This is a genomic window from Candidatus Nitrospira nitrosa (assembly GCF_001458735.1).
GTDB lineage: Bacteria > Nitrospirota > Nitrospiria > Nitrospirales > Nitrospiraceae > Nitrospira_D > Nitrospira_D nitrosa.
In genome coordinates this window covers 278,579-301,373 of record NZ_CZQA01000008.1, presented here as the reverse complement: position 1 = coordinate 301,373, position 22,795 = coordinate 278,579, and the positions used below count along the sequence as shown (strand labels likewise).

General features: G+C 53.7%; 24 protein-coding genes. 10 read left to right on the top strand and 14 right to left on the bottom strand.

Annotated elements, in window-relative coordinates:
• Positions 1-15 precede the first annotated feature (15 nt).
• The 9 genes from COMA1_RS10210 to COMA1_RS10165 all read right to left on the bottom strand — a co-directional run bounded on the left by COMA1_RS10210 (position 16) and on the right by COMA1_RS10165 (position 8,185).
• Complete coding sequence (locus COMA1_RS10210) at positions 16-1,224, bottom strand: transketolase C-terminal domain-containing protein (protein ID WP_090747847.1); 1,209 nt, start codon at positions 1,222-1,224, stop codon at positions 16-18.
• A gap of 59 nt (positions 1,225-1,283) precedes the next feature.
• Entirely contained in the window at positions 1,284-1,604 is a 321-nt protein-coding gene (erpA, locus tag COMA1_RS10205; RefSeq protein ID WP_090747844.1) for an iron-sulfur cluster insertion protein ErpA, read from the bottom strand.
• A gap of 869 nt (positions 1,605-2,473) precedes the next feature.
• Positions 2,474-2,866: a RidA family protein gene (locus tag COMA1_RS10200; protein WP_090747841.1), complete on the bottom strand. Its 393-nt coding sequence runs from the start codon at positions 2,864-2,866 to the stop codon at positions 2,474-2,476.
• A 230-nt stretch (positions 2,867-3,096) separates the two neighbouring features.
• Positions 3,097-3,585, bottom strand: coding sequence for a hypothetical protein (locus COMA1_RS10195; protein WP_141654296.1), 489 nt, complete (start codon positions 3,583-3,585; stop codon positions 3,097-3,099).
• 848 nt (positions 3,586-4,433) lie between these two features.
• Positions 4,434-5,936, bottom strand: coding sequence for an antiviral reverse transcriptase Drt5 (gene drt5, locus COMA1_RS10185; protein ID WP_090747832.1), 1,503 nt, complete (start codon positions 5,934-5,936; stop codon positions 4,434-4,436).
• Between the two features lie 441 nt (positions 5,937-6,377).
• Positions 6,378-6,581, bottom strand: a complete 204-nt coding sequence (locus COMA1_RS10180; protein ID WP_090747829.1) for a superinfection immunity protein — start codon at positions 6,579-6,581, stop codon at positions 6,378-6,380.
• 275 nt (positions 6,582-6,856) lie between these two features.
• The gene (locus COMA1_RS10175; protein ID WP_090747826.1) at positions 6,857-7,492 is read right to left on the bottom strand and encodes a hypothetical protein; all 636 of its coding nucleotides are present in this window, start codon (positions 7,490-7,492) and stop codon (positions 6,857-6,859) included.
• 161 nt (positions 7,493-7,653) lie between these two features.
• Positions 7,654-7,944, bottom strand: a complete 291-nt coding sequence (locus COMA1_RS10170) for a type II toxin-antitoxin system RelE/ParE family toxin (protein ID WP_090747823.1) — start codon at positions 7,942-7,944, stop codon at positions 7,654-7,656.
• The gene (locus COMA1_RS10165; RefSeq protein WP_090747820.1) at positions 7,931-8,185 is read right to left on the bottom strand and encodes a type II toxin-antitoxin system ParD family antitoxin; all 255 of its coding nucleotides are present in this window, start codon (positions 8,183-8,185) and stop codon (positions 7,931-7,933) included. The genes COMA1_RS10170 and COMA1_RS10165 overlap by 14 nt, the downstream gene beginning before the upstream one ends.
• A gap of 247 nt (positions 8,186-8,432) precedes the next feature.
• Here COMA1_RS10165 and COMA1_RS10160 point away from each other — a divergent pair, with 247 nt between their 5' ends.
• A complete protein-coding gene (locus tag COMA1_RS10160; RefSeq protein ID WP_090747817.1) occupies positions 8,433-9,104 on the top strand; it encodes a hypothetical protein in 672 nt (223 codons plus the stop codon).
• Between the two features lie 267 nt (positions 9,105-9,371).
• Here the strand turns inward: COMA1_RS10160 and COMA1_RS10155 are convergent, their stop codons facing one another.
• From COMA1_RS10155 to COMA1_RS10145, 3 genes are all read right to left on the bottom strand, one after another.
• Positions 9,372-9,797 carry a hypothetical protein gene (locus COMA1_RS10155; protein WP_090747814.1) on the bottom strand — a complete coding sequence of 142 codons (426 nt, stop codon included), beginning with the start codon at positions 9,795-9,797 and terminating at the stop codon, positions 9,372-9,374.
• Between the two features lie 72 nt (positions 9,798-9,869).
• Positions 9,870-10,781, bottom strand: a complete 912-nt coding sequence (locus COMA1_RS10150; RefSeq protein WP_090747811.1) for a restriction endonuclease — start codon at positions 10,779-10,781, stop codon at positions 9,870-9,872.
• A gap of 1,013 nt (positions 10,782-11,794) precedes the next feature.
• Positions 11,795-12,370: a thioredoxin family protein gene (locus tag COMA1_RS10145; RefSeq protein ID WP_090747808.1), complete on the bottom strand. Its 576-nt coding sequence runs from the start codon at positions 12,368-12,370 to the stop codon at positions 11,795-11,797.
• Between the two features lie 172 nt (positions 12,371-12,542).
• On the opposite strand from COMA1_RS10145, the gene COMA1_RS10140 reads away from it, so the two are divergent.
• Positions 12,543-13,265, top strand: a complete 723-nt coding sequence (locus tag COMA1_RS10140) for an SIMPL domain-containing protein (RefSeq protein WP_090747806.1) — start codon at positions 12,543-12,545, stop codon at positions 13,263-13,265.
• Between the two features lie 18 nt (positions 13,266-13,283).
• Here COMA1_RS10140 and COMA1_RS22185 read toward each other — a convergent pair whose 3' ends face one another.
• Positions 13,284-13,376 (bottom strand): hypothetical protein, encoded by a 93-nt coding sequence (locus tag COMA1_RS22185; protein ID WP_407921318.1) that lies wholly within the window; start codon positions 13,374-13,376, stop codon positions 13,284-13,286.
• A 148-nt stretch (positions 13,377-13,524) separates the two neighbouring features.
• Between COMA1_RS22185 and COMA1_RS10130 the strand changes: the two genes are divergently transcribed.
• A complete protein-coding gene (locus tag COMA1_RS10130; RefSeq protein ID WP_218055357.1) occupies positions 13,525-13,869 on the top strand; it encodes a nucleotidyltransferase domain-containing protein in 345 nt (114 codons plus the stop codon).
• Positions 13,853-14,263 carry a HEPN domain-containing protein gene (locus tag COMA1_RS10125; RefSeq protein WP_090747804.1) on the top strand — a complete coding sequence of 137 codons (411 nt, stop codon included), beginning with the start codon at positions 13,853-13,855 and terminating at the stop codon, positions 14,261-14,263. Before COMA1_RS10130 ends, COMA1_RS10125 begins: the two co-directional genes overlap by 17 nt.
• Before the next feature lie 52 nt (positions 14,264-14,315).
• Here COMA1_RS10125 and COMA1_RS10120 read toward each other — a convergent pair whose 3' ends face one another.
• Entirely contained in the window at positions 14,316-15,404 is a 1,089-nt protein-coding gene (locus COMA1_RS10120; RefSeq protein WP_090747801.1) for a WD40 repeat domain-containing protein, read from the bottom strand.
• Between the two features lie 268 nt (positions 15,405-15,672).
• Between COMA1_RS10120 and COMA1_RS10115 the strand changes: the two genes are divergently transcribed.
• The 6 genes from COMA1_RS10115 to COMA1_RS10085 all read left to right on the top strand — a co-directional run bounded on the left by COMA1_RS10115 (position 15,673) and on the right by COMA1_RS10085 (position 22,776).
• Complete coding sequence (locus COMA1_RS10115) at positions 15,673-16,671, top strand: hypothetical protein (RefSeq protein ID WP_090747798.1); 999 nt, start codon at positions 15,673-15,675, stop codon at positions 16,669-16,671.
• A gap of 144 nt (positions 16,672-16,815) precedes the next feature.
• Positions 16,816-17,418 (top strand): 4Fe-4S dicluster domain-containing protein, encoded by a 603-nt coding sequence (locus tag COMA1_RS10110; RefSeq protein WP_090747795.1) that lies wholly within the window; start codon positions 16,816-16,818, stop codon positions 17,416-17,418.
• Between the two features lie 178 nt (positions 17,419-17,596).
• Positions 17,597-18,568, top strand: a complete 972-nt coding sequence (locus COMA1_RS10105; protein ID WP_090747792.1) for a TorD/DmsD family molecular chaperone — start codon at positions 17,597-17,599, stop codon at positions 18,566-18,568.
• 78 nt (positions 18,569-18,646) lie between these two features.
• Positions 18,647-19,597 (top strand): ethylbenzene dehydrogenase-related protein, encoded by a 951-nt coding sequence (locus COMA1_RS10100; RefSeq protein WP_090747788.1) that lies wholly within the window; start codon positions 18,647-18,649, stop codon positions 19,595-19,597.
• A 227-nt stretch (positions 19,598-19,824) separates the two neighbouring features.
• Entirely contained in the window at positions 19,825-21,603 is a 1,779-nt protein-coding gene (locus COMA1_RS10090) for a B12-binding domain-containing radical SAM protein (RefSeq protein ID WP_090747782.1), read from the top strand.
• Positions 21,604-21,651: 48 nt separating this feature from the next.
• Positions 21,652-22,776 carry a hypothetical protein gene (locus tag COMA1_RS10085; RefSeq protein WP_090747779.1) on the top strand — a complete coding sequence of 375 codons (1,125 nt, stop codon included), beginning with the start codon at positions 21,652-21,654 and terminating at the stop codon, positions 22,774-22,776.
• Positions 22,777-22,795: the final 19 nt, after the last annotated feature.

Here is a 22,795-nt window from a genome sequence, read left to right as displayed (position 1 = left end):
GTCGGGACATCACGTTCATCCTCCACGTCCGGCCAGCACGCCGGATCGCATGCCGATCGCCTTCTTGACTTCCTCGACGATCACTTCCGGCGGCAAGGTCATGCCGCCGCAGACACGCGGACCGGCGACGACCCGTTTGCTGTTGGGGATGGTGGCTTTGATTTCTTTGGCCATCCATCCGATGGCGTTGAACTCCGGCACGATGATATGTGAGGCATGCTTGGTCGCCTCGATGAGTTCTTCTTCCGGCCAGGGGCGCAGGGTTTTGATCTTGACCAATCCGACGCGAATGCCTTCGTCCGCCAGGAGGCGGATGGCTTCCCGTCCCTGAGAGACGGCAGTGCCCGAGGAGACGATGAGGATGTCGGCATCCACGTCCTCTGTCTCGATTAGGCCGTCCAGCCAGGCGATCGTATGTTTGCGTGACCGTTCTGCAGCGGCCCAGATTTCTTGTTGCCAGCTCGCGTGTGTGGCGTAGCTGATGTAGTTGCTCTTCATCACGAACGGATCGCGCATCATCCGGACCGGAGGACATTCCATATCCATGCAGGGGACGGGTGAGCGATAGGGATCATAGGGCGGCAGGCACATGTCGACCGGCGTGAGGTCGACGACGTCTTTCGTATGGGTCACAAAGAAGCCGTCGCAACAGAGGGCCAAGGGCAAATGCACATCCGGCTCTTCCGACACCATGTAGCCCTTGAGGATCCAGTCGTAAAAATCCTGTGCGGTTTCTGCGTGCCAGACGAGCATGCCCGTATTCATGAGGTAGGCAATCTCGATCGTGTCCGGTTGGATCGACAGGGGGGAGTTGATGCCGCGACAGGTCACGATACATTGGATCGGTAATCGGGATCCGGCCCACATCGGAAAGTTTTCCATGGCCCGCATGGTCCCAGGCCCGGCGGTGGTCGTGAAGACACGGGCCCCGCCGAAGGCGGCGCCGGCGCATTGGGACATCACGGCAAATTCACTCTCCCCGCGGAAATAATCGCCGATATAGCCCTCGGCAAAGAGCTCGCCGCACAGCGCGGCAGCTTCGCTCTGAGGCGTAATGGGATAGGCCACCATCACATCGACGTTTGCACGCCTGACGGCCTCCTTGATGACTTCGCTGCCGGTAAAAAACGACGGGGTGCGCGGTGCCTCGTTCATCATGATGCGTGGATCGGTGATGACCTGCCCCTTCTTATTCTTCGTTCCGATGATGACTGGATCGCTCATAGCTGGCTCCCTTCCTATCGACGTCGGTGGCCGGCGATCCGGCGCACCGTGCCATGTCGTTATGCGCTGAATGAACTGCCGCACCCGCAGGTCGTTTTGGCTTGTGGGTTCTTGATCGCAAAGCCGGAGCCTTGCACGCTGTCCATGTAGTCGACTTCGCAGCCGGCCAGCAGCGGAGCGCTCTGCGAGTCCATGATGACCTTGACGTCACCTTTTTCAATGACGGTGTCGTCTTCGCTCATGACGGACTCAAAGGCCATCCCGTACTGATAGCCATGGCACCCGCCGCCCTTTACGTAGACGCGCAGGCCAAGCGTGTCCTTTTCTTCCTGCATGAGCTCTCGGATCTTTCCTTCTGCTGTCGGTGTGATGGTGATCATATATATGGCTCCTTTTCTGAATTGTCTGATGTGGTCGAGAGACCTCAGCTCCACTCCTGTGCGGAGGACACCTCTGCCATCCCAAGCGACGATGGCGCTTGGATGGAAGACGTCTACAAAGGTCGTTCGAAAAACATGCGGCGCAAAAGCGGCGGAGACCAGGGAATCGGTCGCGCAGGATACGGGAGGGAGTGAAAATGACGCGCGAGGATAGGACGGTCGGCGTGGCTCAATACGTCATAGCATCACCCTGGGCGCATTAGGGGTGAGAGTCAAGCGTTATTAAGGGAAAGGGAGGTGAAATGCACGGTGCCGGAGGCAGCCACCATTCTGCAGCTGCTGCATTCTGCTGCTGCAACGTGCCAGGAATGTTGAACTATTCAGATCTGCGGTGAGTAGCTCACACCTGAACTGACGTTTGCTGTTGGATTGGGTCAAGAGTTTTGAATGAAAAACGGCAGAGTTGACCTTTCCAGATGCCCGCTATCGGCCAAAACCGGACACAATTTGGAGCAATCAAGATGCCGCCTAACCCGTCGATACAGCGGACACCAGAAAAAGTGGCAGCTGATCGGAGAGGCGTGAGTGTAAAGTGTTACTGAATACCCCATTCCGTTTTATCGCCATGGCTCCCTGCCTCAGCTCTTGCTTCTCCAACTCTTCCTCGCGCCGTCAACAATCCTGAACACAATTACCATCCTGCATCACGCGATTATAGTCTTTTGGTAATAAAAAGGGGACCATGCAGCGCCTTCGAGAGGACACTTTTGATTGAAAGCACATATCACTTTGCAATCCTTCATTAATCTGACATCTCAAAACCGACAGGCGTAATAATTCACGACCTTTCGTTCTAGGTTCTATTGAACCTAGTCTGAATCACTGGTGAGCGCGATGGCTTCGATTTCAATCATTGCGTCAGGCGTATAAAGCGCCTTAATCTCAACGATACTGTCTGCTGGATACGGCACCGAAAAATGCCTTCTGCGTAGATCGACCACATCGTTGAACTGACCCATGTCAGTTACGAATATCGTGACTTTCACTACTTTATCCAAAGAGCTTCCCGCAGCCGTAAGCGCGCGTTTGAGGTTCAAGAATGCTTGTTCACCTTGGGCAGCGAAACCTCCATCTACGATCTTCCCATTATCATCGTAGCCAGCTTGACCGGATACGAATACAAATGGCCCTGTTTTTATCGCCTGCGAGAGTAGGTACGGAGCGTAGGGGTCGGGTTGAGTGGATACGCCTTGAATGTTCATTTTCTTTCTCCTGTTTAACGTCTGAAATGTATGAGTCAAAGATTGGGTTATGAGGCTCGTGAATACGAATACAGCTAAAGCCAATCTTATGTAGCAACCGTCCGCTTAGGGTCGAGGACTGCCATCGGCCAAGTGCTGAAGTACGCTGCCGAGAGAGCACCGTCATAAAGCGGACCTCAACCGTGGACGTCCGAGTGAAGAGCAGAGGCCCGAAAAGTTGGACCGATTTATTAGGTTTTTCCCTGAGTACTTCTTAAATACTCTGCGAGTTCATCTTGAACCCTCAAGTTGTATTGAAATGCAAATATACTGCTAGCGAGGAACAAGACGCCCGCAATTTTGCTAAGAAATAACACAAAGCAACATAGGCCGAGAAAGAGCAAGAAAAAAGGGCCGAGAATCATAGCACTACTGATTGGCTTCAGTACCCAGGCGGAGTAGTTAGGATAGCATTTGGGGCCACCCCAGATGTGATTTTCAGAAACCACTGCATTGAGCAGAAACCAGGGGATTGAGGTCGCGACCGATGCTAAGGAGATGGCGATCAAAGCCGAATCCTGTTTAATCTGCGAAGATGCCAAAAGCACAGCCAATGCCACACCCGCACTGGCAAATGACACATTTCTCGACATTTGGAGTTTTTCAGACGAAATCTCGATAAGGAACGGCTGCAAATTCTTCTCATACCTTGCCCCATAACCAGGGTTGTCTTCGGTCATGCTGCTCACCTCCTCCGCCTTTTCAAGGCTAACGGCCCCGAGGCTCACCATACGACCACGCACACATCATGTCTCTCAGGTTGTTCTTCCGTCGACCCGTTGTCCTCGGGTGCCAGAATGCATGGGGCGACGGGAGCGCCTGTCCGACAGGCTTCTGCTAACGATTCCAGTACCTTCACGCGTTTCTCACACTCGACAGCCGTCAGATTCTGAGGAAGGGCCATCGGATTCCAGAACACAAGGGCGAGGGTAATTTCGAGCGCCGCTGTAGTTGCGTCTAACCAAGGGGTAGACCTCGAGATGCTGCGTTGTGCCGTTAACGGACCTCAGCCAGTACTGACAGTTCGCTGAGCGCGGCATGACCGCAGGCAGTTGAGAAAGTGAAAGACCGCCCGCGAAGAGTTTAGTGGCAATTCCATCGTACTCAGCCAACAACTGCTTAGCATTGTCCCAGGTTGGCATACCCATGTTATCCGAACAAATTTAGGCGGATCTATGGAGAAACCTAATCTGCTCATTGCTAACGGTGTAACACGCTACAACTGTTCGCAAACAATACGCCATGGCTGGTGCCGTTTCAATAAGTTGGGCCAGTGGGACTATGTATCACGGGTTTTTATGCGGATCGGTGTAAGCCCCCATCTGGTAGCGGTCAGTCGTGTACGTCTGCTTTGGGTCGGGTGTCGACGGTCGTAGAAACGGCCAGAAGCGGAGGTTCGGTGCCGAGATCACCTCGCCCTAAAACGGTCCTCAGCCCTGTAACGATACCGTGTTGCTCACCGGTTGCCGGAAACGCGCTAGCGCTGGAGCCGATCCGCTGTGCAGCGCATGGTTGGGCTTTCCTTAGTCTAAAAGCATTTCTCCACAAATTCTCCAATCAGGAGATTCATCGGGGACGACTTGCGAAAGTACTTGAGTAGCTGGTTCCTCTGACCTTTTGGATGAACTCGTGCTCCGATGGCAGCAGACCAAGCCAGCCAGTCCGATTGGCCCGTGCGAAGATGCTCGTCCCTTAGATCTGGCAACCCAAAACGTTTGTCAGCAATCTCTAGTATTTTGGCCTTTGTTATAGCTGTTGCCCTATCGTTTTCATAAAGAGCTCGGAGAAGTTCTGCCGCTTTAGGTGTATTGAGGAGGTGATCTTCTGCCGTCATGCCAAACCAAAACAACTGAAACTCCGTCACTTGGGCCGAACTTTCAAGATATTCGAGGATCATATCTGTAATTGCGGTCTTGTCCTCAGCGTCACCACAAAACTGATAAATTTTCTTTGATAAAGCTGGAAATCCAGCCATGAGCGATGGCAGAAAGCTCATCAAGTCTGCGGAGTTCTCCCGCATGAGAGTTAGAACCAACTCCGCGTCCTCCTCCTGAACGTTGTCCCGTTTCAGAAGCGAGAGGAGGTACTCTTGTTCTTCTTCCGTGAGCTCCGCCAAGGTGTCGGGGTCCTCATCCTCGTCGTCATCATCATACTCTTCCTCATCGCCGTAGCCTTCCGACTCCTTCAGTTCCTCTCGCCTTTTTCTCAGCAGGTCGATCTTCATCTGATCTAAATCAGCTGGCATTTCTGCCGCAGCGTCATATCCCTCGAGTACCACCGACTTCTTGTCGTTAACGGATAGGCCTCTGTCACTTAGTAGCGCCTGAACGAGCGTGAAGTCAGAAACCAAATTTCGTGGGTCGTTGTCGAAAATCCACGTGTCGTCCATCAGCCGCAGGGTTTGCGCAGAGCGCAGTCTGTTGGATGCCTCTAGGAAAGACAGGAATGAGGCGCCCACCATCTTTGCTGGATAGAGCCCCTGGGGAAGACAGTCGACCGACCTTCCAGAAGATATCTCTCTGAGGAATTTGCCAAAGAGGCTTAAGTCTGGCTCTGTCGCCCCAACGTCCTCGAACCATCTCACAAGATCGTGGTGATAGATGTGATTGAAGTACGAAGCCACATCAAAATACGCATAGTGCTTGTAGGTCGCCCTATTTAACGCTACTCGTTCTTTAAAATTTACGTATGCTTTTAGCGTTGAGACAGGTTGGCCGCTCTCAATGAGAAATCCGAAAACCGCTCTCTTACTATTGCTTGAAGCTCTGAATAATGACCGGTTCCGGTAGACAAGATCATATAGAAAGAACTCCGCTACAGGATCCAACTTGACCGTGCGGCGCAGAAACCATCCTCGTTTGGTCGCAAACACGCGTTGCTGGTTTTGAAACGATCCTCCTGCGTCGATAATCTTTTCTTTTATGAAAGCCTTCAGCTCGACTGCATATTTCTCTACGAGAAACTGATTCGTTCTCAATGGAAACAGCGTCGAAGGGTAGTCCCGCAAGAAGAACTCAGCACTGTCTTTCATCCATGTGCCTCAATCGCTCAAGTTCTGATTGCCAACCTAGGTTTAGGCCGATCAGCATCAGAACCGGGTCTACCATTTTCTGTCCGAATAACACGCCACAACAGTTCGGAAAGAATACGCCATGCCCGGTGTTGTTTCAATGAGCTGTAACCGTGGGACCGCTTACCGCAAGTTCTTATGCGGATCGGAGTAAGGCCCCCCTCTTCAAGTAGCAGTCAGTTGTGGACTTCTGCTTTGGGTTGGAGTCCGATGGTTGAAGAACCGGCCAGAAGCAGAAGTTCGGCGACGAGGTTGCAGAGCCTGAAAGCGGTCATCAGTCGGAAGTGTGGGGGGAGACAGCTTGTTAAGATCGCAACGCTCGATCCCTTTTCTACTTCGCCATCAGAAAATCCTTCACCGTCTTTCGCTTGTAGGCTGCTGCCATTTCGACCTTGCGCTCAGTCAAGATTCCCCTCCCCGTTGTTGCTTCGTGAGCGACCAGTACAACGCACCCACCCAGCCGATCACGGTCCATCCGAGCGAGAGATTCACGATCGCAAGCAGGAAGGAGTTGGGGTGGCCTCGTGCGAGGGCGAGAAAGGTTGGAAGGAAATATAAGAACGTCGCACCCAGGGCGTAGAGGGAAGAGGGGAGATCATTGTCCATGGGACGCCTCCTTCATGCGGGCGTAAGGTGTTCTCTTCTACTTCCACCGCCGTTTGGTGCGCAATGACCGACCGGTTATTACACAGAACGTCTGACGCTCCACTTTGCGACCGTAGGCATTCGACCACAAGCGGAAGTTCGGCGACGAGATCGGAACGCCATAAAGCGGTCCTCAGCCCTGTGCATTGACGACCGCGTTCACCAGGCGGGCACATGTGATGTTGACCCCACACCGACGTTGCCGTCCGCTCGTGTGCAACGCCTAGTTCGCCGCCCTACAGGATGCAGCCTGTGGTAGCCTCTTTCGCATAAGAGATTACGGTGGGATTTGTCGTCGTCGGCTTCCGCAACCATTGTCGCAGCACCTGCGGCGCGCGAGGTACATCCGTTGCCCAGTGTCCCAGACCATGTATCGCAGACACGATGCAATTATCGTTTTTCATCTGTAAGGCGTTAGACATTACCCCGAGTGCCGCGGACACCATCGCAGGCGAGGCATTTCCGGGATAGAGGACGAATAGATCCCAGAGCATGTAACAGAGATAGCCAATCCCACCATTGAGGTGATCATTGCCAATGCTGCCAACCGGTGACAAACAGTAGCGATCGAAATACTTGGCGTATAAATCATTGAGCTTCGCGATCCCGGAAACTCGACGCGCCTCGTCGCCCGCGTTGATGTAGCAGAAGCAAATGTCACTACACGAGTTCGAATAGATCAATTGCAGCCCAGTTCCAATCTGGTCTGAGTTGAACAATTCATGGATTTGCGGGTCCGAGAGTGCGCGATCGATATGAGCGAAGTGCTCGTCGGGCGAGACAGAATATGTTTCCGGAAGTAGATCGAGCATGACCGGATCGGAACCGACCGGCTGTCCAAAGATGTCATCGCGCCACTTCTCGTATTCCATAGGTCTTGCAGCGAACAATGTTTAGACGGATTCGTAGGAGCTGGATCCGATCGTTTCCGTCCATATAAGACCGTACTACGGTGTGTGAAGAATACGCCTGCCCGTTGTAGTTTCAATGAGTTGTGACTACAGGATTTCTCGGAGAGCCTCCTATGCTGTTGCTACAGATGCCGTGTTACGTCCATGCGTTGGTGGAGTACACGCACGATTCGAATGCCGTTGTCCATGGAAATATAAAAGACGATGTGGGACTGATACTCAACCCGCCGCAATCCTGGGGCAAGTTCATCAGCCCTGCGCCCTTGCGTTGGATGCGCTGCTAGCGCCTGAAACCGTTCGTGCAAGCCAAAGAGATAACCCCGCGCCTGCTCCAGCCCAAACTGAAGGATCGTATATTCGTAGATACTCTCGAGATCGGCAGCGGCCTTTGACGAGAGGTTATAACCGGCCATTCGATCTCAGCCGCGCTTCGACGTCCTCCATAATCTGTGGCACAGTACGATCACTGATTCCGCTGTCCAACCCTTCCTGAATAGCATCTTTCAACGTCTGAAATGTGGCGCTATCCTGATCGCGTCGAATCAGATCTCGGATGTATTCGCTGTCGTTCGTAAACTTTCCACATTCGATCTGGGCCTTGATCCATTGATCCTGTTGTTCTGTCACCGTGATCGTCTTTCGTGTCGTTCCCATGGTGAGACCTCCGACCTCTTCATACTATTGATGCAGTTTAGCACTTTTTTGAGTACATGAGAAATCCCACCGCATTCTGTCAACATGGTCTTTCCCCTCATACTTCACGAGCAACGAAATAGTTTTCTGACCCCCATCTCGCTGCCTTCTATTGATGGTTAGAATCGCTGTGGCGCACTATCACCGCTTCCGTTTGGGACGACAGCTTGCGGATACTGTTGCAGAGCAGCTATGCTGCATCACTGGCATGACACAATCCGGCGTCCTATTTTATCCGTTCCATCTGTGCCACGAGCGCACCTTGCAGTGGCTGCTGGAGCGGTATCCGCAGGTGCATTTCCGGGACTATATGGCCATCCAAGTCAGTCCGTTCTGCGGGACCACGGCCTTTCCCGAACGGATGGGCGATGCCTTCCCCGACCTCCTGGCCAGCCAGCGACTGGTGCAGGGGTACAACGTCAGCGGACCGCTCACGCCGGACACCTGCATCGCTGTGGATCGTGATCTCACCGATTCAACGTGGCGTGGGCTCTTTCATCGCGCGCTGGTGGAGAATCGCCGATTCCAACGCGGTCTGTTCGACGGCACAGACATCACTGGGCGTCACAACGATGGCCATGCCGAGCAGCCTTTGATGGTTCGTCTGAAGGATGTGTCGTTCGAGACGACTCCCTTTACGGTGGCCGGTATTCGTCAACTCAGCCGGCGACGGCTCATCGGCAGAGAAGCGGATCTCTTCGACTACGGCCTGGCCCTCCTGAAAACCTCCGCCTCACAGGTGTACACCATACAACTGGCGACGGCTGGACAGCTGGCCGTTGCGACTGACTCGCGCGCCCATTTCACATTACTCACTCGGCTGATAGAACGAATGGGCGTCACGATCGAGAATGGGTTGGTCGAACAAGGCATGTCGTAACCAGTACACTCAGGCTCGAACCCCCACCCATGAACGCCCCAAACACTTCCGGATGTCACTGAAGACATCGAGACCGGCAGCGGCAGCGGATGGGGGAGAAGCCGGGATAACGGAATATTCGATCAGATCAGGGCAACTGAAGCCCTGTACTTCGGCTTTGGGTCTGATGCCGTGAGTCGCAGAATGGCTACGAGCTGAAGTTGGCGCCGAGATCGTACCCCCATAAAGCGGTTCTCAGCCCTCTCTACCGCCGGGTTAGATGCGTGATCAGGCAAGGCGCTTGCCTTTTCGGTATTGCGAAGGCGCAAGTCGTTTGATGGAATCAAACGCTGCTTTGTACGCACTCACTTCCCAAAGCCACGCCTCCTGGATCTGGTATTGCTGGTCGTAGAGGATCCAAATGAGAAAGTCCCATTCATAGTTTTTCGCTTTTGGCACCAACGTAACAAAGCTGCCGGGCTTCCCGCTCGGACGGTTTGCTTTGACTTGATACCGTGAGCTATTGAATATGAAGTCGTGGCCTTTCTGAACTGCCGTTGCTCCGCACATTGACGTGGAATACTCTTCGGCAGAGCAACCGATCAACAGGGCGGCGTCAACTTCTGAAAGTGCAGATGTGATGGAAGGCGCGATGCCAAAAGCCCGCTCCCATGCTAGAGCGGCTTCCACGAGTCTTTGGCGAAGATCGTTCATGAGCACCTATCACCGCCTCAGCAGCGGCGCGCAGCGCCTTCCGCTTTCTACTGCTGTTAGGAAGGCCCTGGCTCATTCCTCACTGAAGTAATCGGAATCAATCTTCTTGACTTCGTACGAGCGAGAAGTGGATACCCCAACATTGTGATCAATCATGTGCTTAGAGAGTGCCGCTCCATCTATGAGCACGATCTTGCTTTCGATACGCGAGGTAAACTCCATGGCATCTCCGGAAAACGACGAGGTCGTTATGAATACGCCCTTACGTGCTCGGTGTCCTTGTAGCGCCCCGGCAAACTTCTGAATCTCGGGACGGCCTACAGTGCCATCCCAGCGTTTCGCTTGGATGTAGATCAAGTCGAGGCCCAGACGATCCTCCTTGATGATGCCGTCGATTCCTCCGTCGCCGCTCTTGCCCACCGCCTGTCCGGCATCTCGAAGAGTGCCTCCGTAACCCATTCGAACAAGCAGTTCGACAACTAGGCGCTCAAAAAATGCAGGAGAAGCCGCCTTCACTTGATCCAGAAGCTCGGATTCGAGGTTGAGTCGGAGGCGCTGGTAGGCTGAGTCAAGTGCTTCCTCTGGCGTGGCATCACCAGAAGTGCTGGCCGTCGTCGCAGGTTCATCCGGTCGCTCGTGACGCAGTTCGCGGAAGGCCACGAACTCCGGAAACCGCTCCAAGTATTTGACGTCGATTCGCTCAGGCTTCGAGGCAAGAACCTTCTTACCGCTCTCGGTGATGCGGAAGAACCCGCGACGAGTCGAGGCAATCAGGCCAGCTTTTTTCAGATAGGTACGCGCCCAACCGGCGCGGTTCCGAAGGACAGTCTGCTGGCCGCTACCGAGCAGTTGCTGACTCTCCTCCGCCGAGAGGTTGAAATTCTCCACGAGCGACTCCACTACCTCGCCGATGTTGTGCTCCTTCTCGTCTTCCAGGAAACGAAGAAGTGGGAGCATGACCGTCTGGTAGTCAGGTATCGCCATAGTGATCTCCTGCTGAGTCCTCTAACATTGTTAGGCGGATCCATAATGAGAACCGGATCAGCCATTTTCTATCCGCGAAATGCACCTTTAAGTGATCCCAAACAATATCCCAGCATCGACGATGACGCAATTAGTTAGAGCCCATCGACCAGTTATAACGGGTTCTTATGCTGATCGGCGTAAACCGACTGCGTTGGTCGGAACATGCCGGTCGGTTTCGGCAGCGTCTGTATACAGACTTGTTAGCGTTTTCAGCCGGCCACTGCGTTGGACAGACTTTCCAATTGTCGATGTGCTGTTCAGGTGGTTGCAAAAAGAGTAGGACCAAGAAAATTAGCGAGTTGGGGTAGTCGCGGTATGGATGGGTACAGTGGATCGTATCTGCCGATTCCAAATCGAGGATCGCGTCGTCCATTCGGCTCTGGTTTGAGAACTTGGTCCCTAGATCTGTTTTTTTGCTCGATGAAACCGCCTTTTCTTCTCCTCGCCTCTTGACAGAAACGAAACCTCGCTCCTGTTGCCAGGAGCCGTCATCCCCAGAAATGTGTTGAACCTGTGGATAACCATTGGATAGATGACGCGAGCGCCAGGATTAGGGCGGTGTGTCTAGATTGTGTCAAGCTTTATTTCTAGGAATATGCAATAACGCAATGAACTCAGGCTGTTGCCACTATTAGTTGTGGTGATATTACAGTGAGGCGGATGCCTAAAAAATAGGCACTTTGGTAAATACATGCGCCATTTGCACCGTCTTTTATGGAATTCTGCACTTTGTACACAGGGCTATCCACAGAAGATGTGGAATGAAAATGCTCGTGCCATTCCTAATCTACAAGGCGGGATTTTGGTAACTGTCTGGAATTCTTAGATTCCTTAGCAGCTCATGCGCGGGTCGTGTTAGCGGACGGTATTGATATCAGCTGGATAGACGTTTTCTGACAAGGTTTGGGTCAAGAGTTGAGTTGATTTTCAGGAGTTGAGTACGACTGGGAGGGGTTTTCTTCAATGGCCTCTCACGCATAAGGCGGAGCATGGCCCGGCTTCCACTTGATGCTGCAACCGATGCTGGGTTTCTGATTACTATCGACGGGCTTGCCGGTCAGCATGGCTTGGATGGCTGCGCGGAGGTCACGACCCGTGACCGGCTTGTTGTTGCCGGGGCGGCTGTCATCGAGTTGTCCATGGTAGGCCAGGCGGCGATCACGATCAAAAAGATAGAACTCTGGGGTGCAGGCCGCACGATAGGCCTTCGCGACTTCCTGAGTCTCGTCGTGACAGAACGGAAACGTGAAACCTAGACGTATGGCCATTTCTTTCAATTTCGGCGGGGCATCATCGGGATAGTTCTTGGAATCATTACTGCTGATCGCGATGATCCCTAAATTTGTCTCCTGATAATCATGTCCGAGTCGGGCAAGTTCCTGCTCCACATGTACCACATAGGGACAGTGCTGGCAGATAAACATGACGAGTAGCCCTGTTCTTGTCGCAAACGAGTCGAGCGAGTAGCGTTGTCCAGTCACGACGTCCTGTAAATCGAACGGTGGTGCTGTGGTTCCAATCGGGAGCATGGTTGAAGTCATGGCCATGAGAGAGCCTCTTGTTGTATTTCCCATGGAGAAGATGCCCCATGTATACAGTGAGGTCAAGTGGCGATGATGGGGCAGTTCTTGCGTCATGGTTGTCGCGGGACTATGCTGAGTTTTCCGGTGTAGAGCTGTGGGAAGGGTAGGTGGCCATTGAGAATAAAGGAGGCGGGCCATGCGGAGTCTTTGGCTGTTGATTCTGTTGGTGGTTCCGGTTGTGACGTTTGCTCATGATGAGGCAATGCTCGCGACATCAACTCTCACCGTGAGCGAAACGGGGACTGTCCCGCATGCGCCGGATACGGCCTTCGTGACGTTCGGCTTGGAAACCGCTGGTAAATCACTCGCCGAAGCGCAAAAGCGGAACAGTGCGACCATGAGCAAAGTCATGGAGCGCTTGAGGGATTTACAGATCGACAAAGAGCGAATCCAAACCTCGTCATTCACAGTCTCTCCGCAATATCGACCGCTGCCGAACCGTCCGACTGAGGCATCGCCTGCTACACCGGAAATTATCGGTTATGTGGTGAGCAACATGGTGACCGTCGAAATCCGTAGCCTTGATAAAGTTGGCATCGTCATCGAAGAAATCCTAAAGGCCGGGGCGAACAGTTTTCAGGGGTTGCAATGGAGCTTACGCGAGGAACAATCAGTACGGCTCAGCGCATTGAAACAGGCTGCGGCCAAGGCCCGTGAGAAAGCATCGGTGCTGAGCGAAACACTTCATGTAAAGCTTGTGCGGGTTCTTTCGGTCACAGAAGGAGGCCAGGCGATTCGACCTCCTATGCCTATGGCACGCATGGCCATGGAGGCTAGCGCCGGTGATGTGCCGATTTCGTCAGGGGAACTGAAGATTGAAGCCACAGTGACGCTGGTCTACGAAATCGCGCCGAAGTGAGATGATCAGGTGGCTAAGTTACTCGCTTTGCTTTGCTCCCCCTTCCCACAACTTCACCGTCCGATCCCAGGAAGCGCTGGCAAGGCGTTTGCCGTCTGGGGAAAAGGCCAGACCACCTCGGACACCCCCGATAGACCTTTCACCGCGGTTCGTGAAATTCTGGCCCGCGGACTCGCCAGAGGCTGAGGCGAAAAGTCTCCTCGCGGATGATTTCTGCCGCCTAAAAGCGTATTCTCAGGATGGGGAGTTCGCAAACAAGATGATGCAACCAGCAAGGGACATAAGCGCAGTTCAAGTTACCATCGCCGAGATGGTCCGACGTATTGTCGAGCGATTCCATCCCGAGCGCATCATTCTCTTTGGATCACATGCCCGTGGAACGGCTGGTCCGCATAGCGATGTCGATTTGCTTGTCGTAATGCAGCCACACGGTTCTAAGCGAAGGCGAGCGGTTGAGATCCATGGGTTGCTGGCCGGTATGGGCGTTCCGAAAGATGTCATTGTCGTGACTCCTGAAGAATTTGAAGCTTACCGCGATGCGCCAGGGACTGTGATAAGGACCGCGTGGCAAGAGGGAAAGATCCTGCATGACCGTGCGGCTTAAGGATGAGGATCTTGTCCGGGCCTGGGTTATCAAGGCCGAACATGACTTGCTCAATATCGAAAATAATCTCGCGGCGAGGGAGATCCCGTGGGATACCGTTGGTTTTCATGCACAACAATGCGCGGAGAAATACCTCAAAGCGCTCCTGGTTTCCCGGCACATCGACCCACCGAAGATTCATGATCTGACTGAACTTTATGCGCTGTTGCCGGATGGACTGCTGAAAGACTTCAACGTGCACTCGCTCGAAGAGCTGAATCCCTATTCGATAGAAGGGCGCTATCCTGGAGTGTGGGAGCCGGTTGAACAAGCAGAGGCACTTCGGGCTGTTGAGGTTGCCAGAGCGATTCGTCAGGCAATACGTCGAATCCTACCTTCCTCTTGTATCATCTGACTTTACAGGGCTCAACGGATCGTCTACTGCCGGTGTGGCCAGTCGCCTCTGACTACTCTTCCTTTTTCTCTCCCCCTTCCCACAACTTCACCGTCCGATCCCAGGAAGCGCTGGCAAGGCGCTTGCCGTCTGGAGAAAAGGCCAATCCGCGGACTGGGCCACTGTGGCCTTTGAGGGTTCGGAAGTTTCGACCGGTGGACAGATCCCAAAACTTGATGGTTTGGTCGTCGCTGGCGCTGACCAAAACTTTTCCGTCCGGAGAGACGGCGAGACTACGGACCCAGCCCTTGTGGCCGGTCAACGCTTTCTTCTCGACCACCGTCGGCATCTCAAAGAGCTTGATGGTGGTGTCTCGGCTACCGGTGATCAGGAGTTTTGCATCCGGGGTGAAGGTCATGGCCCCGATCCAGTAGTCCATCGGCTTCTGGAATCCGCCGTCATCTTCAACAAAATAGCCACGGGTCTCGGTCGAATCCACTTCGTCTTTTCGCCAATGACCATCGTGGAGAACCTTTTCCTCGCCGCTTGGGAGTACTTCCCACACTTTAATTTTCCCGATGTCGGTTCCGCTGGCGAGATGGATGCCGTCGGGTGAGAACGCAACACACACCGACCAATGGTGATCGTATTCGTCTTTTCCCAGAAGGGTCATGAGCTCGGTGCCGGTGGTGACTTCCCAAATTTTGATGTCTTTGTTGTGGCTCCCACGCGCGAGCATGAGTCCATCCGGGGAGAGAGATAAACTGCACACGCTATGGTCGTATCGAGTAAAGAGGAGCTTCACGGGTTCGCCGGTCTTACCGTTCCAGAGCCTGATGGTGCGGTCTTCGCTCGCCGTCGCGAGGGTTTGCCCATCTGGGGTGAAGACGATGGCGCGGATGTCGTGAGTATGGCCGCGAAGGGAACGGAGCAGCCGACCGGTTTCAATATCCCACATACGGACGAGGCGTTCGGCGCCCCCGCTCGCAAGCATGGTTCCATCTGGGGAAAAGGCAACCGCCCACACTCCATGCGAATGCCCACGGAAGGTGTTCAGCTCACGACAGTCAGTTCCCCAGTATTCCAGGAAATCGATGGGTGAGGTTGATGGCATGTCAACAGAACCGGGTGCGAGAAGAGGAGTCATCGTTGGATCAGGCATAGGTCGTGCGTTTCCTTGTCTGTCTGGTCCTTGATTGGTGACCAACCCGGCCAGTATAATTTCTTCGATAATTCAGATCGTAAGAGATGCCTCACGATCAAGTCAACTCTTCGACGGGTTTGTCTTGTGTGAACAGCAGACTCTAGATCGATGCCGAGGGTGTTCAGCGGACGTCACCGAAATCTCAAACCGGAAAGTTGCTTTATACCTGAACGGTTCGGCGGGTAGTAGGGTAATAGCCTCTTTCCATGTGACTGAGAGTCTTTCAATGGAAATTAGATTCCAACCAGCGTTGCTTCAGGAAGTGATTGATTCGTTTGTGGAAAAGACGGAACGAGAAGGGGATCCGACTTACTACAAGGAATTCCACGAGTATGCTGATCCGATCTATGAGAAGTTCATCCTCGAAGATCGGGAGGCAGAGTTCAAGAAGCTGTACCAGTACCTCTTCGGTATCTGGGGGTTTTCGGATATCGTTCGTGATTCCTTCAATGAGCACCCACTGCTGAGAGAGAAGGTCGGCATCGTCTTGGTCAAAGGGGTCTTGAAAGAAGACCAGGAAGGTGTCGATATTCTCAGAAAATGGGGTTCAGTCGAACGAGACCTGGCGAAAGAGTTTGAAGAAAAGGGGATGAAAGGCGTCGGAATCAAGCTGATTCCCCGTCGATTCTATGATCCGGCGCTTACTCGGTACTGCCGGCATGAGTTGATGCATATTTCCGATATGATTGATCCGTCGTTCGGTTACGACCCCGACACCAAGGTGGGACTGAATCCTGGGGAAGAGACCCTGATCCTTCAGCGCTATCGTGTGCTCTGGAGTCTGAGCGTGGATAGCCGGCTCGTTGCGGCGGGCAAGGAACCGATGTTGAGCAAGGAGGATCGATTCAAGGAGTTTCGGTCCTGGTACCGAAAGATTCCGCCTCCTCAACTGAAGTCGGTGTTCGAGGGGCTCTGGCAGACCTCCTACTTCTCCCACTCAGAGTTGATCGAAATGGCCGCCGACATCCTTCGCGTGATGGACCGGGCCGTGGATGTAGAAGGCGGCGAGGTACCGGAAACTCAGAATAAAATCATGCTCATGCCGGGGTTTCCCTGTCCCCTCTGCCGGTTCCCCACCTATTCGTGGGTCGAAGATATGGGAACTAAGTTGGAGTCCTACGTGCTGGACTTCATTCGGGAGAATCACCCTGGGTGGGATGTCGAATTCGGAGCCTGTGACCGGTGTGTGGAGGTGTATAAGCTGCGTGCTGACGGCGTGATGTAGCCCGGATGGTGAAAATGGCTACCAGCTTTGTTCTCGCGTCGCTCAAGGCCTCGACGTACAGAAAATGTACGCCTCGGCCTCTCGCTCGCTGCGGCCGCGCTGGACAGCGATTTTGACCATCCATAACCTTTGTCAATATTGCCCATGGCAACCAATCCCTCCTATGGTCGGCGAGATTTTCTGAAGGATTCCGTCGTCTCTACCGTCAGGGCTGCACAGGAACTCGTCAAACATGCGGAAGCTTCTCCTGTCCAGGCTGCTGCACCTTCGGTTCGACCGGATTGGTTGCGTCCTCCCGGTGCTGTGGTAGAGGGATTGTTCGTGGACCGTTGTACGGCGTGTAATGATTGTGTCACGGCCTGTCCCCCTGGGGCCATTACCGCGCATCCAGCTGATGGTACTCCTATCCTCTATGCCGATCAGTCTCCCTGCCTGATATGTGAAGATTTTCCATGCATCTCGGCATGCCGAACGGATGCGCTCCTGCCGGTCAGTGAGGGTGACCAGGTTCGAATGGGAACGGCGGAGGTGGCACATCGATTTTGCACGGCCGGTCAGGGTTGTCATGCCTGTGTCTCGAAGTGCCCAACCAACGCTCTCACCTTGGATCTTGCCCTGCTTCGCCTGTTGGTTTCTCCGGAGAGCTGTGTGGGCTGCGGCATGTGCGAGATGATTTGCAAGACGGTGAATGATCGTGTCGCGATTCGTGTGATCCCGGCTAGGCAAATGGAAAGGAGCGCTCTATGAGCCGGTGGTGCTTCAATCATGAGATTGGATCAGCGCAATTGCATCATCAGGTAGCGGCCGGTAGAGTTCTCCCTTGACTTCATACCGGCCATTTCATATACATACATGGCTTTTCTATCACACCTTGGAATGTCAGAGATTGGGAGACTAAGGTGATGATGGGCAGGAGGCGATTTCTATGACGAGTCAACAGCCGATGCACAGAGTCTCTGCATCTGCCACCGCCACGTTACCGACCCCTTCCACACTGAAGGATTCCCCGGCCGTTGAGCGAGCACTCAGTCGCAGCAAGATCTATCTGCAGATCTCCTGGAGCCTCCTCTATCCAGAGGACGAGGAATTTCTTGATTATCTGCGGTGTGGGGAATTTGTCGAAGATGGTCGGACGGCTCTTGATGCGCTGGACGTTGCCCTTGGCGCCGATGGGAGTCAACGTGTCAAGGACAAGCTGGTCGCGCTGAAGAAGCAGTTGGAATTGGTGGAGGGGCTGATTTCTTCAGAATGTGTCAATTGGCAACTGAGTGATCTCCAGTCAGAGCATCGTCGCGTCTTCAGTAACGTGATTACGCTCGATTGCCCGCCCTATGAAACTCTGTTCGGGAACGATCACGTGTTCGCCCAGTCTCATGTCATGGGTGACATCTCCGGATTCTACAAGGCGTTTGGAGTCGAACTTTCGAAGGATATTCATGAACGGCTCGACCACCTCAGTGTGGAGTTCGAGTTCATGCATTTCCTGGCCTACAAGGAGTCGTACTCGCTCTGTCACGATGGGCCTGAAAAGACCCAGATCGTGGTGGAGGCGCAAAAGAAATTCTTAAAGAATCATATCGGTCGATGGGTGCCCTTGTTCTGCCGCATGTTGGCCAAGAAGGCGGACTCCGGCCTATTCAAGTTGGTGGCCGATATGACAGCCGATTGGATGGAATTCGAGGCGGCGTTCTTAGCCGTGACGCCTCAACCCTACACGGAAACCGATTATCGGCCCGCAACGTTCAGCTCGCCGGAAGGTCAAACCTATGAGTGCGGTGCGCAAGACCAAGGGAATGAGTTGAGCATGTTGCTGAACGAGGTCGGAGCTCAGTCCTTTATGGATGTGAAAGAAAAGGACAAGGATCAAGAAGAGGGGCGGCCTTCTGGAACAGCCTAAGTAAATGTGAGCATGTCGGTATGGTTTCGAGAGTAGACGTCATCTTTACTAAATAATTCACGAGGAGGGAGTAATACTATGAGGGTAGCGCAGACGACCAACAAGAAATTGGTGTTTGCTATTCTTCTCTCCGCCCTCACTGTCGGCCTGATGCTGACGTTGGGGCGAGTACCACTCGCCGTCAGTCAGCCGGTGACGATACCGGCCAAGACGGTTAAGGGTGCAATTCCGATGGACGGTGCCAATCCCGTATGGGAGAGCGTGCCGGGCGTCATCATTCCTCTGAGCGGTCAGCTGATCACGACTCCGATGCACCCGAATATTTCGGTGAAGTCGGTGTTCGTGAAAGCGATGACCAACGGCAAGGAAGTGGGATTGCGGTTGGAGTGGCTTGATCAGACGAAGAATGATACGGCGATCGGCCCGCAGGATTTCCGCGATCAGGTGGCGCTGATGTTTCCGGTGAACACGGCCGGAGCTCCGCCGTTCCAGTGTATGGGCCAATCCGGGGGCACCACCAACATCTGGCGCTGGAATGCTGAGTGGCAGAAGGACTTGGGCAAGGACAGTGCAGGAATCTGGGATGTCGACGATCAGTATCCCGGCATTTTCTGGGACTTTTACTTTGAGGAGCCGGCGGGAGGCGTGACCTATCCTGATCGTATCGGTCGCAGCCTCGGGCCGTTCAACTCCGGCATCTGGTCGGGAAACATTATGTCTGACCCGACGCTCCGTGTGAGTTCGGTTGAGGATTTGAGTGCCAACGGCTTCAGCACCCTTACGACGCAAGCTCATCAGGATGTGCTCGGAAACGGTGTCTGGGAGCCATCAGGGTCCGTGAAGGGTGGCGGGTATACCGGACCGACCTGGCGGGTAGTCGTGAAGCGGACATTGGAAACCGGTGACACGAACGATGTGCAGTTCAAGTCGGGGATGTCCGTGCCCATTGCGTTTGCAGTGTGGGACGGCGCCAACATCGAGCGAAACGGTATGAAGTCATTGTCGACCTGGTTTACGTTGAAGTTGTAATCATCTGTTTCGGCGAGGCAGCTTCTGAGCTGCCTCGCCATAGACGTTCAAGAAGGCCTCGGATTGATGCCCTGAAAGGGGGAACGATCCGAGGCTTTTTTTTGTGCGGCGATGTATACCATCCGATCGATCCATCCAGGTAGGATTGCATTTCGCCCTGAACGGAATGTATAAAAAACAAGAAATCGAAGCCACTGATTTTCAAGAGCAAAAGGACATCACAAGCCATGAACGTCTCGTTGCTTTTTCCTCCGACCTGGCATCCTTCTCAGCCCTATCTTAGCTTGCCGTCTCTGACAGGATTTCTCCACCAAGGTGGGATTTCCAATGTCTCCCAGCGTGATCTTGGCATCGAATTGTTGGATACTATTCTGACGAGGGGTTATGCGGCAGAGGTCTACCAACAGTTGACGGCCAAGCAACGCGAGTTGGAACGGAGCCAAACCGGCGAGACGGGGCCCGGCAGTCGTGAGCATTATGGGAAGGTGACGGACTCTCTTGATCGGTTTGCGTATCTGGTCGATCGGATTGAGTTGGCCAAAGAGACACTACGGAGCGAAGGGTTTTACGATCCTGACGCCTATCGCGCCAGTCTGTTCATGATCGACAAATGGCTGGAGGTCGTATCCTCCGTCTACTTCCCGACCCGGTTGACCGTCGTCGATAATCAGTTTGGGAACTACTCGATCTATTCCTCGAAGGATTTGATGCGGGTCGTGCGGGACGAAGCGCAGAACCCGTACCTCAGCCTTTTCCGAGACAAGTTCCTCCCATCGATCATCAATCATCGACCAGACTTGATCGGCGTGTCGATTACAGCCACGTCCCAGATCATTCCTGGGTTGACGCTGTGTCGGCTCATCAAGGAAGCTGCGCCCGATCTCCATGTGACAATCGGCGGCAGCATCTTTACCCGTTTGGTCGATAACATCCGCCGGTGCCCCAGCTTGTTCGAGCTCACCGACGATATCGTCGTATTTGAGGGTGAGACAGCCTTGTTGGAACTGGTCAACCAGCTGGCCGGCAAGAAGGATTACAGTAAGGTGCCCAACCTGATCTATAGGCAGAACGGCAAGATCACGGTCAACCAGCCGTTCTATTCCGAGAATGTGAATCAGCTCCCGGCCCCGAATTATGATGGCTTCCCGCTGGATCTCTACCTCTCGCCTGAACCGGTTCTCCCGGTTCAGTTTTCGCGCGGCTGTTACTACAAGGATTGTGCGTTCTGTGCGTTGACCCTTGACCACCAGAATTTCAGACAAAAGGACCCGAGCCGTACGGTCGAGGAATTGCAGTGGCTGAAGCAGCGGTACGGGGCTCGCCACTTCTTTTTCACCGATGAGTGTTTTGCTCTGTCGCCGACCAAGCGGTTGTGCCAGCAGCTGATCGACAAGCAGGTGGACGTCAAATGGACCTGCGAGATGCGCTTCGAAAAAAATCTCTCACGTGAGCTCTTGTCCTCCATGCGGGATGCCGGTTGTTTGAAGATCGTATTTGGGTTGGAATCCTTCAACCAGCGGATCATGGATTTCATGAAGAAAGGGATCAAGCAGGAGTGGGTGCGGCGGGTGGCGGATGACTGTGTGGACCTCGGTATCGCCATGCATTGTTACATCATCGTCGGGTTCCCCACGGAGAAAGAAGAAGAAGCGCTTGAGACCATGAACTTCATCGTTGAAAACAAGCGGCTGCACGAGTCCTACGGCTTTTCGTGCCAGCCCTGTTTGTTTGACCTGGAAAAGGAAGCGCCGATCATGAGTGATCCAGGGGGCTATGGCATCCGTCGAATCATGCGACCGTCTGCGGAAGATCTGAGTCTTGGGTTTTTCTACGAGGTGCAAGAAGGTATGACCCCGGATGAGGCGGAGCGGTTGTATCAATATGTGTACGGAAGAATCAGTGAGGTGGTGTGCGAGCTGCCGTTCAATTATGCCATGGCAGATGGGTTACTCTACATCTCACGGGCCAAAGCGGGAGTGAAACCGGCATCGATGGCCGCACGTTGACCCTCTTTTTGGACGGCGGCTATAATACCTATTCCTATGGATTCAGTTATGAAGTCGGCGACACTGAGCGAACGGGTGATCGGGAAAGTATCGGACTTCGGTCCGCTGTTTGACTATACGATCAAGCTCGTCCTTCTGGCGTCCTTCCTCGAACTCGTCTTGTATCGCTTGTTGTCGCGCCTGGGTATGCATCTCAGTAAGATGGCTGCGACTCATCCATGGATTACGCCGACATTTACGACCTTGACAGAAGTGGGGGCCTGGCTCCTCAACATTGTGGCGGTGTTGTTGTTTTTAGCCCTTACACTCACGATGGTCAATCGATGGGGAGGGACCGGCAACAGTCGGCTGGTAAAACTGGGGATCATCGGCATCGCCATTTTATTGTTACTCACCGTTGGGTTTCTGGTGGTGCAGCCGGGGATGCTGGGCGCCATCATCTACAACGGATTGACCTTGTTGGTGCTAGCCGTATTTGTGTCGGACTATGTGCTGACCCATCGCGAGCCGCTTCAACGAGTGTTGGCGGTGACCTATTTTTTAGGCATATCGGGATGGCTGTATTATCAGATCGTATCGACGAGCTATAGCCTGATGGGGACGATCGTGCAGCCTCCGCTGGTGTACGAATCGCATCGCATGGGCGAGGCCTTGATGATACTGGCCAGTTTCTGTGCGTTTCTGGCCTATGGCAAGAGTCAGAGCCTCTCGCTACGAACGAGGAATCGGCAACAGCGCAGCCGGGCGATCTGGTTTTGGGCGGTCACGGGGGGGACCTTTACGGCGCTCATTGTGGTCGATTATCTGTTGGAACGCATTGATCCAGGATTCGCGTCCGCGTTTCGGCAGGCCTCGCAAGGCATCGGGTGGATCTTTCAGTTCGGAATGGGCTATACGTTCTATCTCCCCTTTGCCGTCTATGTTGGAGGATTACTCTGTTGGTCCTACACGGTCATGAAGCTCGTGGCCATGGGGAGATTAGCTGGTTATGGAATCGGATTGATGTTTATCGCCGGCTATGCGTTGATGTTTTCAAACTTAACGTTGATGGTGGTGCTTGGGGTGATGCTGCTGGCCTGTGATCGGACCAAAGTAGCAACGGCCGAAGCAGTATCGACGAGTGCCGGTCCAATGATGCCGGCACCGGATGGATTGATGACCGGTCGGGCGTAACGCCCAGAACGAGTGAAAT